Genomic DNA, 13,528 nt, shown 5'->3' on the forward strand with positions numbered 1-13,528 from the left:
TTAGTGAGCACCTTAATCTCTACTTTTCTGCATTCTAATTTAGAAGAAAATACATTCACAAACATTGTATAGTAGAGAATCAATTATTTTTTAGATTATAGAAAAGACTCTTGATCTTTCATCATAAGTCCTTTTAAATTTTTATAGAAGATATCAATCAAAAATTTTCCTAAAGTTCAAAATCAATCTTATTTGATTTGTAGATAATCAACTCTTTTCCTTGAATATGATTTTTGAGTTTCACATATTTTGGAAAAATTCTATACTGCTTTTAGAAATTAAGAAACTTTAAAATAAAGTAACAAAAAAGATAAGCATCATTACAAAATAATAAGCTACTAAAGATGTTTAAAATAACTATCGCCTTATAATTTTTGATATTTTTCAAGAAAATATACAACTTCTGCATTTCGAAATAAAAAACGTCTGAACTTTCTATTCAGACGTTTTTATATTATGTGGTGTTGTATTTAAATTATTCAGTAACGGCCCCGGTTGTCATATTTGTCAACATAGCCTTAGCCACTTCGTTATTACTAGACTTACGCTGCTCATCTACAATCAAATCATCACGAACTGCAGCAATACGACGGATTTGAGAAATTGTACCACCCGTACCTGCTGGAATAAGACGACCGACAATAACGTTCTCTTTAAGTCCTTGCAAAGTATCAATTTTACCAGAAACTGCTGCTTCAGTAAGAACACGTGTTGTTTCCTGAAACGATGCCGCCGAAATGAAAGAAGGTGTTTGAAGAGAAGCTTTTGTAATTCCAAGAAGAATGGGATTACCAGATGCAGGTTTCTTCCCTTCTGCAATCAAATTATCATTGATTTCATCAAGTTCAATACGATCAACATTATCACCTGGAATATAACCAGAATCTCCAGATTCAGTAATTTCAACTTTTTGCAACATTTGACGAACAATCACTTCAATGTGCTTATCATTAATAAGAACTCCCTGCAGACGATAAACCTCCTGAATCTCATTAACAAGATAAGATGCCAAAGCTTCAACCCCCTTAATCGCCAAGATGTCATGAGGTGCTGGATTACCATCAAGGATATAATCTCCCTTTTCAATTTGATCGCCTTCTTGGAAGTGGAACAACTTACCTTTTGGAATCAAGTATTCTACTGCCTCAAGAGTTTCATCATTTGGTTCAATAATGATACGACGTTTATTCTTATAACCACGGCCAAATCGAATTGTACCACTTACTTCAGCAATAATCGCATGATCCTTTGGACGACGCGCTTCAAAAAGCTCAGCCACACGAGGAAGACCACCCGTAATATCTTTCGTCTTGGCACTTTCCATTGGCAAACGAGCAATAACATCACCAGCCTTAACATGAGCACCAAGCTCAACAGAAAGAATAGTTTCCACTGACATCATATAACGGGCTTCACCTCCCTTATACAATTTAGCAATGGATTCACCTTCTTTATCCGTGTGAATAATAATAGCTGGTTTAAGATCCGCACCACGTGGATTAGCGCGCCAATCAATCACCAAACGCTTCGTAATACCCGTAGATTCATCAGCTGTTTCAGTGACAGATAAACCATCAATCATATCTTCAAAACCCACATAGCCTTCAACTTCCGTTAAAATTGGACGTGTATAAGGATCCCATTCTGCTATACGTTGGCCACGTTTAACCACATCACCATCATCAACAAAAATATGAGCACCATAGCTAACACGATGTACAACGCGCTCTTTTCCTAACTCATCCTTGATAAGGATAGCCATATTACGCCCCATAACAACCAAATGGCCTTCAGAATTACGAACTACATTACGATTACGAATTTCCACCTTACCTTCATAAGATGCCTCTAAATACGATGAATCAACAACCTGCGCAGTTCCTCCTAAGTGAAAAGTACGCATAGTAAGCTGTGTTCCCGGCTCACCAATGGATTGAGCAGCAATAACACCAACCGCTTCTCCCTGATTAACAGGTGTTCCACGCGCCAAATCACGACCATAGCATTTTGCACAAACACCAAGACGTGTTTCACATGTTAATGCAGAACGAATTTGAACAGATTGAATCCCAGCTGCTTCAATCTTCGCGACATCAGCTTCCTCAATCATTGCTCCACCTTCAAGGATAACCTCTCCAGAGACAGGATGTAGAATATCAACAAGCGCTGTACGACCAAGAATTCTTTGCCCAAGGGAGGCAACAATTTGTCCTGCATCAACAATCGGCTGCATGGTAAGCCCTTTTGCGGTACCACAATCAACTGCTGAAATAATAGCATCCTGTGCAACATCAACAAGACGCCGTGTTAAATAACCAGAGTTCGCCGTCTTTAACGCAGTATCAGCAAGTCCTTTACGTGCACCATGCGTGGAATTGAAGTATTCATTAACAGTTAGACCTTCTTTAAAATTTGAAATAATGGGTGTTTCAATAATTTCACCCGATGGTTTTGCCATTAATCCACGCATACCGGCCAATTGTCTCATCTGGTTAGCAGAACCACGAGCACCAGAGTGCGACATCATATAGATAGAATTCATCGGCCGTTGACGACCTGTTTTAGGATCAAAATCCACAGCTTGAATACGTTTCATCATTTCATCTGCGACGCGATCTGTACATTTACCCCAAGCATCTACAACCTTATTGTATTTTTCACCTTGTGTAATCAAACCATCATTATATTGCTGTTCGTACTCCTTAGCCAAAGCTTCTGTTTCTGCGACTAAACGCGACTTACTATCAGGAATAACCATATCGTCCTTACCGAATGAAATTCCTGCACGACAAGCATAAGAAAAGCCAAGCTGCATAATACGGTCACAAAAAATAACCGTCTCTTTTTGTCCACAGTGCCGATAAACATGATCAATCATTTTAGAAATGTTCTTTTTCGTCATCTCTTGATTGACAATATCAAATGAGATATCCGCACTTTTTGGCAAAAGCTCACCGATAATCAAACGACCAGGTGTCGTATCATAAAGTTTAGAGACTTCTTTTCCATCCTTCCCCATATTCTTAACACGGCCTTTAATCTTCGTATGAAGCGTTATAACCTTATTTTCCAAGGCATAATGAAGCTCACCTATATCAGAAAAGGCCATTCCTTCACCTGGTTCTTTTTCAGAAACAATTGAAAGATAATAAAGACCAAGAACCATATCCTGTGAGGGAACAATAATGGGAGCACCATTTGCCGGATGAAGAATATTATTGGTGGACATCATCAAAACACGGGCTTCAAGCTGTGCTTCAAGAGAAAGCGGCACGTGAACCGCCATCTGATCACCATCAAAATCTGCATTAAAAGCAGTACACACCAATGGATGTAGCTGTATAGCTTTTCCCTCAATTAAGATAGGTTCAAAAGCCTGAATCCCCAAACGGTGCAATGTTGGCGCGCGGTTGAGTAAAACAGGGTGTTCACGAATAACCTCATCCAAGATATCCCAAACTTCTGGATGTTCTTTTTCAACAAGCTTCTTTGCCTGCTTTACCGTTGATGAATAGCCTTTTGCATCAAGCCGCGCATAAATAAAAGGCTTAAATAATTCAAGAGCCATTTTTTTGGGAAGACCACATTGATGCAATTTTAATTCAGGACCCGTCACGATAACAGAACGCCCCGAGTAATCAACACGCTTCCCAAGTAAGTTCTGACGAAAACGCCCTTGCTTGCCCTTCAACATATCTGATAAAGACTTAAGAGGACGTTTATTGGCTCCAGTAATCACACGCCCACGCCGTCCATTATCAAACAATGCATCAACAGCTTCTTGTACCATACGCTTTTCATTGCGTACGATAATTCCAGGAGCACGCAATTCAATCAGCCGTTTCAAGCGGTTATTACGATTAATAACACGCCGATAAAGATCATTCAGATCTGATGTCGCAAAACGCCCACCATCAAGCGGAACCAATGGACGCAAGTCCGGTGGAATAACCGGAATTGTTTTCATAATCATCCACTCTGGCTTATTTCCAGATTCAAGAAAATTTTCAACGATTTTAAGTCGTTTAATCAATTTTTTCTGCTTTAACTCTGAAGTTGTTTCAGCTAATTCAAGACGCAAATCATTAGCGATTTTATCTAACTCCATACTAGCTAAAAGCTCGTAAATAGCTTCAGCGCCAATCATAGCTGTAAACTGATCTTCTCCAAATTCATCAATAGCAAGCATATATTCTTCTTCAGAAAGAAGCTGATGGAGCTTAAGAGATGTTAACCCTGGTTCGGTTACAATATAATTCTCAAAATAAAGAACCCGTTCAATATCTTTTAAAGTTAAATCTAAAAGTGTAGAAATACGGCCTGGTAATGATTTAAGAAACCATATATGCGCAACGGGTGCCGCAAGTTCAATATGCCCCATACGCTCACGACGTACGCGCGAAAGAGTAACCTCTACACCACATTTTTCACAAATAATGCCCTTATACTTCATGCGTTTATATTTGCCACATAGACATTCATAGTCCTTAATAGGGCCAAATATACGTGCACAAAAAAGACCATCACGTTCTGGTTTAAAAGTCCGATAATTAATAGTCTCAGGCTTCTTAATCTCACCATACGACCAGGACAAAATTTTCTCAGGACTCGCAATAGAAATACGAATAGAGTCAAATGTCTGCGCTGGCGCTTGAGGATTGAAAAGATTCATGACCTCGTGGTTCATGCTGTTCTCCTTCAAAGATTCTTAGAACCTGTTGTAATATCTCATTTATTTTATAACAGATCTTCTTTAAAATACATTTACTTTTAAAAATGACCTGTATAGCCTTAATAAGGTTATTGAGCCTCTTAAAGTAATAAGAGCGCAGCCTTTTTCTAGTGCGCTCCTTGAATTATTATTCTGCCGTATCAGACAATGCCCGCTGTGCAATAAGTTCACGCGCATCATCAAGCTCCACATTAAGAGCAAGTGAGCGCATTTCTTTTACCAACACATTAAAGCTTTCGGGTATACCTGCCTCAAATGTATCATCACCACGCACAATTGCCTCATAGACTTTTGTTCGACCAGCCACATCATCTGATTTTACTGTTAGCATCTCCTGCAAAGTGTATGCAGCACCATAAGCTTCAAGCGCCCATACCTCCATTTCACCAAAACGCTGACCACCAAATTGTGCCTTACCTCCTAATGGCTGCTGCGTAACAAGTGAATAGGGACCAATAGAACGCGCATGAATCTTATCATCAACAAGGTGATGCAATTTCAACATGTAAATATATCCCACCGTTACTGGACGATCAAAAGGCTCCCCAGTACGACCATCATAAAGCGTAACCTGCCCTGAACTATCTAAGCCTGCGTCTTCCAGCATCATGTTAATATCAGACTCATGTGCTCCATCAAAAACAGGCGTTGCAATTGAAACCCCTTTCTTCATCTGCAATGCCAATTTGTAAAGGCTTTCATTATCATACTGACGAACTGGTTCATTATGATTATCATCAGGCATAAGATTTTCAATACGCTGACGCAACGGCAATATATCCCCAGTCTCTTGATATAACTCTAACAAAGCACCAATCTTCTTGCCCATCCCCGCACATGCCCAACCAAGATGCGTTTCAAGAATTTGTCCAACATTCATACGACTAGGCACACCCAGCGGATTCAAGACGATATCAGCATGGGTCCCATCTTCAAGAAATGGCATATCTTCTACGGGAAGAATACGTGAAACAACACCCTTATTCCCGTGACGTCCCGCCATCTTGTCACCTGGTTGGATTTTGCGCTTCACAGCCACAAAAACTTTCACCATTTTCATGACACCAGGAGGCATTTCATCACCTCTTTGGACCTTTTCAACCTTATCCATAAAGCGACGTTGTAATGCTTCTTTTGATTCATCATATTGCTTGCGCAAAGCTTCAATTTCATTTTGAAGCTTTTCATCCTCAACAGCAAATTGCCACCACTGGGATCGCGGATAATGCCCCATTACTGTACTATCAAGCTTTTTACTACCCGAAAAGCCTTTCGGACCTTCTACAGCAACTTTACCTGTCAACATATCGGTGAGGCGCGCATAAACATTGCGATCAAGAATAGACTGTTCATCATCACGGTCTTTTGCTAAACGCTCAATTTCTTCACGCTCAATTGCCATCGCACGTTCATCTTTTTCCACGCCATGGCGATTAAAAACGCGAACTTCAACAACAGTACCAAAAGTCCCAGGAGGCATACGCATAGAAGTATCACGAACATCGGATGCCTTTTCCCCAAAAATTGCACGCAGAAGCTTTTCTTCCGGCGTCATGGGACTTTCACCTTTCGGGGTAATCTTTCCAACTAAAATATCACCTGGTTGAACTTCAGCACCAATATAAATAATGCCAGCTTCATCAAGATTTCTTAACGCTTCTTCCGCAACATTAGGAATGTCGCGCGTAATTTCCTCAGGTCCAAGTTTTGTATCGCGTGCCGCAACTTCAAATTCCTCGATATGAATTGAAGTAAACACATCATCAGCAACAATGCGCTCGGATAACAAAATAGAATCTTCATAATTGTATCCATTCCAAGGCATAAAGGCTACGAGAACATTCCGCCCAAGAGCCAAATCACCAAGATCCGTGGATGGACCATCTGCAATGATATCACCTTTCTCTACCCTATCACCGACATGTACAAGAGGACGCTGATTAATACAAGTGGACTGATTAGAACGCTGAAATTTCTGTAAGCGGTAAATATCAACGCCTGATTTTGAAGGATCTAAATCTTCTGTTGCACGGATAACAATACGGGTAGCATCGACTTGATCAACAACACCACTACGTTTTGCACTCACAGCAGCTCCTGAATCGCGCGCAACAATAGATTCCATTCCCGTCCCAACAAATGGCGCTTCAGCGCGTACAAGAGGAACTGCTTGACGCTGCATGTTCGATCCCATAAGCGCACGATTCGCATCATCATTTTCCAAAAAAGGAATAAGCGCTGCTGCAACTGAAACCAACTGTTTTGGTGAAACATCCATCAAATCAACATGATCACGCGGCGCCATTAAAACTTCACCAGCATGACGGCAAACAACAAACTCTTCTATAAAACGACCTTCGTTATCTAATGAAGAATTAGCCTGAGCGACATAATGCTTTGCTTCTTCCATCGCTGAAAGATAAATAACTTCTTTTGTGACTTTTCCATCAATAATTTTTCGATATGGGCTTTCAATAAAGCCATATTTGTTAACTCGCGCAAATGTTGCTAAGGAGTTAATCAGACCAATATTGGGGCCTTCTGGTGTTTCAATCGGACAAATACGACCATAATGCGTAGGATGTACGTCACGGACTTCAAAACCCGCACGTTCACGAGTCAAACCACCTGGACCAAGAGCAGAAAGACGGCGCTTATGGGTAATTTCTGACAATGGATTGGTTTGATCCATAAACTGCGACAATTGTGAAGACCCAAAAAATTCACGGACTGCTGCTGCCGCAGGCTTTGCATTGATCAAATCCTGTGGCATAACTGTATCAATTTCAACCGATGACATACGCTCTTTTATCGCACGTTCCATACGAAGAAGACCAATGCGATATTGATTTTCCATCAACTCCCCGACGGAACGAACGCGACGGTTGCCAAGATTATCAATATCATCAATTTCACCACGTCCATCACGCAATTCAACCAACATCTTAACAACAGCAAGAATATCCTCTTGGCGTAAAATGCGAACTGTGTCTGGACAATCAAGATCCATACGTAAATTCATCTTAACACGCCCGACAGCTGAAAGATCATAACGCTCTGGATCAAAAAACAATGAATGGAACATTGCTTCTGCTGTATCGATTGTTGGAGGTTCACCTGGACGCATCACCCGGTAAATATCAAATAACGCATCCTGCCGACTTTCATTTTTATCCACCTTCAAAGTATTGCGGATGTAAGCGCCAATATTCATGTGATCAATATCAAGAATATTGACTTGATCAGCACTAACATCGAGCAGAACTTTTAATACTTTTTCGTCAATTTCATCACCAGCTTCAAGGTAGATTTCACCTGTTTCGTAATTGACGATATCTTCGGCTAGATAACAACCTAATAAATCATCTTCACTAACTTTAACCGCTTTAAGTCCTTTTTCTACCAAAGACTTCGCAGTACGAACTGTTAATTTTTTACCAGCCTCCGCAACGACTTCACCACTATCTGCATCTATAAGGTCAGAAATGAGCTTCATTCCTTTAAAGCGATCCACAGAATAAGGAACTCGCCATCCTTCTCCATCACGCTCATAAGTCACTTTATCATAAAACGTCGATAAAATATCCGACGCATCCATACCTAATGCCATCAAAAGACTAGTAACAGGAATCTTGCGCCGTCGATCAATACGCGCATAAATGATGTCCTTAGCATCAAACTCAATATCAAGCCAAGAACCACGATACGGAATAACACGAGCAGCAAAAAGAAGCTTTCCTGATGAATGGGACTTTCCTTTATCATGGTCAAAAAAGACACCAGGAGAACGATGCATCTGAGAAACAATAACACGCTCCGTACCATTAACAATAAAGGTACCATTCGTCGTCATTAAAGGCATATCGCCCATATAAACGCCTTGCTCTTTAATGTCTTTGATATCTTTGGAGCCAGTATCCTCATCAACATCAAAAACAATCAAACGCAATATGACCTTTAATGGGGCAGCATAAGTTAAATCACGTTGACGGCACTCTTCAACATCAAATTTTGGTAAATCAAATTCATAACCTACAAACTCAAGCATAGCTGTACCGGAAAAATCTGAAATAGGAAAAACCGATTTAAAAACAGCTTGCAAACCTTCATCTGGTCGCCCACCTTTCGGTTCCTCAACCATGAGAAATTGATCGTATGAGGCTTTTTGAACCTCAATAAGATTCGGCATTTCTGCTACTTCAGGAATCTTACCAAAAAATTTCCGTACGCGCTTACGACCATTGAATTGAGACATCATTGCGTGAGTCTGAGCCATCGTCGCTCCTTGATCTTTACTCTTCAAGGTAGACCAACCTTGAAAGCCTTATACCATTAACCTGCATATGCAGACCAGTTCACTTGACACTCAATAATGAGCATCATTAACTTTCCCCACCAACATAAGCCATTTATCTCTTTGACTCTATGATGAAGGGGTAAGTAATCCAAACCTATCCCATTCCTGTTACGAAACCATTGGGAAAAGTTTTTTACTCATTATTTTCCCTCTTTGTATTAAGAGAAAGAAAATCGGCGAACATAAATGCCCGCCGATAAAATTAAATTTACTTAAGTTCCACCTTAGCACCGGCAGCTTCAAGTTGAGATTTAATTTTTTCTGCTTCTTCTTTAGAAGCAGCCTCTTTAATAGGCTTAGGTGCACCTTCAACCAGATCTTTAGCTTCTTTAAGACCAAGTCCAGTAAGAGCACGAACTTCCTTAATAACATTAATTTTTTGTGTGCCACCTTCAACAAGAATAACATCAAATTCTGTTTTTTCTTCAGCAGCTGGAGCAGCAGCACCAGCAACAGCAGCGACAGCTACAGGAGCAGCAGCCGAAACTCCCCACTTTTCTTCAAGTAACTTAGAAAGCTCAGCGGCTTCCAAAAGGGTTAGATTAGAAAGGTCTTCTACGATCTTCTCTAGATCAGCCATTTTTAAATTCCTTCAATTAAAAGATTTGAACCATTATTAAATCTTATTCAAAAAAACAGAAAAGCATTAAAGCTCTTCCATAAACGTGAATACAAACAGCCTTAAGCCGCCTTATCCTCCTGAGCATATGCTCCAATGACACGTGCAACCTGACCAGCAGGGGCATTAACAACCTGTGCAATACGGGTCGCAGGGGTAGAAATCATACCCACAAGTTTTGCACGCAACTCGTTTAATGAAGGCAATGAAGCCAATGACTTCACAGCATCTACAGTTAAACTTGTTGCACCCATTGAACCGCCAAGTATGACAAATTTGTCATTGCTTTTCGCAAAATCAACAGCAACTTTCGGTGCTGTGATTGGATCTTCTGAATAAGCAATAAGTGTTTGTCCAGTAAACAAACCCACTATCGATTCAGATTCCGTGCCCTGAAGAGCGATTTTAGCAAGACGGTTTTTGGCGACCTTAACGGCACCGCCAGCTTCACCCATTTTCGAACGCAGATCATTCATCTGTGAAACTGTCAGACCGGAATAATGTGCAACAACAACAGAACCAGACTTCCGAAAAGCCTCGTTAAGCCATGTAACAAATTCGCGTTTTTCCGCTCTATTCACTGTCTCTCTCCATTTAACAGATTTGCTTAAAACAAACCTGTTGGTTACCTTTGATAACATAAAATACTTCATGTCACCGATGAGGATCCTGTCCCCTTTTTCACGCACAGCGTTCAAAGGCAACCTTGGCTCAAACCCTTTAAGTCTTTTAACTCTCAGTTTTTACCCCAGTCTCATGCAGGTTTTTTTTGATTAAGATACTTAAAAGCATCACCTACAATCTCGGACAGGATATTCCGGAATTTCTCCCGGTACAACCTAAGCCCTATAAAGCTTAGATAGCGAGCTGATCAAAATCAGCATTTTAAATACAATTTTGATATTCCCATACCCCAAAACAAAATTATAAATCAGCTTATACTAGCTCTGAACGAACCGTTGCTGGATCAACTTTAACACCAATTCCCATAGTCGACGAAACAGCAACGCGCTTAATATACTCACCTTTTGCACCTTGCGGTTTGGCTTTAATAACTGCACTTGCAAAGGCTTTTATATTTTCTACGATTTTTTCAACACCAAAAGAAGCCTTACCAATACCAGCATGCACAATACCAGCTTTTTCCACGCGAAACTCAACAGCACCACCTTTAGAAGCTTTGACAGCACCGGCGACATCAAGTGTTACAGTACCAACTTTCGGATTCGGCATCAAACTCCGTGGACCAAGAATCTTACCAAGACGACCAACAAGAGGCATCATGTCTGGCGTTGCAATACAACGATCAAAATCTATAGTCCCTCTATTAACGCTTTCAAATAAATCTTCGGCACCCACAATATCAGCTCCTGCCGCCTTAGCTTCCTCAGCCTTATCCCCACGAGCAAAAACGGCAACACGAATATTTCTCCCTGTTCCATTAGGCAAATGAGCAACGCCTCGAACCATTTGATCAGCATGACGAGGATCAACACCCAAGTTCATTGAAATTTCGATTGTTTCATCAAACTTAGCAACGGCACGCTCCTTAACCATTGAAACGGCATCTTTTAAAGCGTAGAGTTCATTAAAATCAATATCTTTTCGGATATTTTTTATTCTTTTTGCTACTTTTGCCATAATATTAGCCCACCACTTCCAAGCCCATCGAGCGAGCAGAACCTTCAACCATACGCATTGCTGCCTCAATGTCATTCGCATTAAGATCTTTCATCTTTGATTCCGCAATCGAACGAATTTTATCGCGAGAAATGCTTCCTACAGACACTTTACCAGGCTCTTTTGAGCCAGATTTCAGGTTTGCTTCCTTCTTTAAAAAGAATGATACAGGAGGCGTCTTGAGAGAAAAGGTGAAAGACTTATCTTGGTAATACGTAATAACAACTGGAATCGGTGCCCCCTTTTCCATTTCTTGTGTCGCTGCATTAAACGCCTTACAAAATTCCATGATATTAATACCACGCTGCCCAAGAGCTGGACCAATTGGTGGAGATGGAGTAGCAGCTCCTGCAGGAACCTGCAACTTAAGCTGACCTATACTTTTTTTTGCCATAACAATCTGCCTTTAATTTCACTGGTATACTGACAATTCATCTTGCCCGTTACCCGCTTGCAGTCACGTGGTTCGGATCATTAAGCCGACAAAAGCTATAAATCACCTCCCACTCCTTCCTTAAAGTAATTAAAACTACTCTAAGTTTAATCAGAGTTTTTCAACCTGACCAAATTCCAAATCAACAGGCGTAGGACGCCCAAAAATAAGCACTTCAACCTTAAGACGAGAGCGCTCTTCTTCAACCTCTTGAACAATTCCATTAAACGAAACAAAAGGACCATCAGCAACGCGAACTTGCTCTCCAACCTCAAACAATACAGAGGACTTTGGAGACTCAACCCTTTCCTGAACTTGTTTGAGAATTTGTTCAACCTCTCGATCAGAAATAGGAACAGGACGCGCATCCGACCCTAAAAAACCTGTCACTTTAGGCGTATTCTTAATAAGATGATAAACTTCATCTGTTAACTCAGCACGAACAAGAACATAACCAGGAAAAAATTTTCGCTCAGCATCAACTTTGCGTCCACGACGAACCTCTACAACACGCTCTGTTGGAACAAAAATCTTCTCAAAAAGATGATCAAGTCCCTTTTGCTTTGCCTCCTTATCAATAGCTTCCGCTACTTTCTTTTCAAAATTTGAATATGCCTGAACAATATACCAACGAGCTGCCACAATCACACTTCCTTACATTCTCAACTAAAAAGATATTTCAGAAGATCAATAACCCGCCAAACACCAAAATGCATAACCTGATCCACAATAAAAAAGAAAGCTGAAGCCAATGCAGTTACCAACAAAACCATAATAGTAGAAATAACCGTCTCACGACGTGTAGGCCATTTCACTTTAATTGTTTCTGCATAAACCTGCTTCAAAAAGGTAATCGGATTGGTTTTAGATGCCATCGTCACACTATACTCTCTCTAGTCCTATTGTGTTTTATAGAACAAAATAAACAGGAAAAAACGCAAAAGCCAACTTTCAGACTTATGCAATTTCCTTACTTTCTATTCAATACCGTTTCACACACAAAAAAACAAGCCCCATATCAAAAAAAGCGAAAAAGGCAGCAAAATCCACTCCCTTATATGTAAAATCCCTCTTTGGCAGGGGCAGCAGGACTTGAACCCGCGACCTGCGGTTTTGGAGACCGCCGCTCTACCAACTGAGCTATACCCCTAACTCTCAAAACTAAAACACTTTTAACACCCCTTTAACAAGCATTATTTATTCAATGATCTTAGAGACGATACCGGCACCAACAGTACGACCACCTTCACGAATAGCAAAACGAAGTTTCTCTTCCATCGCTATCGGAACGATCAACGAAATATCCATCGCAACATTGTCACCTGGCATAACCATTTCCGTTCCTTCTGGAAGCGTAACAATACCTGTAACATCCGTCGTACGGAAGTAAAACTGAGGACGATAATTCGTGAAAAATGGTGTATGACGTCCACCTTCATCTTTTGTCAAAATGTAAGCTTCTGCTTTAAACCGTGTATGAGGTGTAACGGATCCTGGCTTCGCCAATACTTGACCACGCTCAATCCCTTCACGGTCAACACCACGTAGCAGAGCTCCTATATTATCACCCGCTTGACCTTGATCTAAAAGCTTGCGGAACATTTCAACGCCTGTAACCGTCGTCTTAGACGTTGGACGAATACCGATAATCTCGATTTCCTCTCCAACTTTAATAACACCACGCTCAACACGACCCGTAACAACGGT

Annotated in this window: 9 protein-coding genes and 1 tRNA gene; all 10 read right to left on the reverse strand. The window is 40.7% G+C overall.

All coding sequences use genetic code 11. The features are described from left to right. Positions 1-475 precede the first annotated feature (475 nt). The gene (gene rpoC / locus ACFINH_RS05845; RefSeq protein ID WP_375612114.1) at positions 476-4,687 is read right to left on the reverse strand and encodes a DNA-directed RNA polymerase subunit beta'; all 4,212 of its coding nucleotides are present in this window, start codon (positions 4,685-4,687) and stop codon (positions 476-478) included. Between the two features lie 172 nt (positions 4,688-4,859). Then, on the reverse strand, positions 4,860-9,008 hold the full coding sequence (rpoB, locus tag ACFINH_RS05850; protein WP_375612113.1) for a DNA-directed RNA polymerase subunit beta: 4,149 nt from the start codon (positions 9,006-9,008) through the stop codon (positions 4,860-4,862). Between the two features lie 289 nt (positions 9,009-9,297). After that, positions 9,298-9,669 carry a 50S ribosomal protein L7/L12 gene (rplL, locus tag ACFINH_RS05855; protein WP_375632378.1) on the reverse strand — a complete coding sequence of 124 codons (372 nt, stop codon included), beginning with the start codon at positions 9,667-9,669 and terminating at the stop codon, positions 9,298-9,300. A 101-nt stretch (positions 9,670-9,770) separates the two neighbouring features. Then, the gene (gene rplJ / locus ACFINH_RS05860; RefSeq protein WP_012755027.1) at positions 9,771-10,289 is read right to left on the reverse strand and encodes a 50S ribosomal protein L10; all 519 of its coding nucleotides are present in this window, start codon (positions 10,287-10,289) and stop codon (positions 9,771-9,773) included. Between the two features lie 355 nt (positions 10,290-10,644). Continuing rightward, positions 10,645-11,349 (reverse strand): 50S ribosomal protein L1, encoded by a 705-nt coding sequence (gene rplA / locus ACFINH_RS05865; protein ID WP_375613460.1) that lies wholly within the window; start codon positions 11,347-11,349, stop codon positions 10,645-10,647. A 4-nt stretch (positions 11,350-11,353) separates the two neighbouring features. Then, positions 11,354-11,782 (reverse strand): 50S ribosomal protein L11, encoded by a 429-nt coding sequence (gene rplK / locus ACFINH_RS05870; RefSeq protein WP_273723157.1) that lies wholly within the window; start codon positions 11,780-11,782, stop codon positions 11,354-11,356. 150 nt (positions 11,783-11,932) lie between these two features. Continuing rightward, on the reverse strand, positions 11,933-12,463 hold the full coding sequence (nusG, locus tag ACFINH_RS05875) for a transcription termination/antitermination protein NusG (RefSeq protein ID WP_012755024.1): 531 nt from the start codon (positions 12,461-12,463) through the stop codon (positions 11,933-11,935). A 20-nt stretch (positions 12,464-12,483) separates the two neighbouring features. Beyond that, positions 12,484-12,696, reverse strand: coding sequence for a preprotein translocase subunit SecE (gene secE / locus ACFINH_RS05880; protein ID WP_273790652.1), 213 nt, complete (start codon positions 12,694-12,696; stop codon positions 12,484-12,486). Between the two features lie 199 nt (positions 12,697-12,895). Further along, a tRNA-Trp gene (locus ACFINH_RS05885) sits at positions 12,896-12,971 on the reverse strand. Between the two features lie 47 nt (positions 12,972-13,018). Continuing rightward, the coding region (locus tag ACFINH_RS05890; protein WP_375632379.1) for an EF-Tu/IF-2/RF-3 family GTPase at positions 13,019-13,528 on the reverse strand (510 nt) is incomplete at its 5' end.

Source organism: Bartonella sp. AA74HLJMH (assembly GCF_042197045.1).
Lineage (GTDB): Bacteria > Pseudomonadota > Alphaproteobacteria > Rhizobiales > Rhizobiaceae > Bartonella.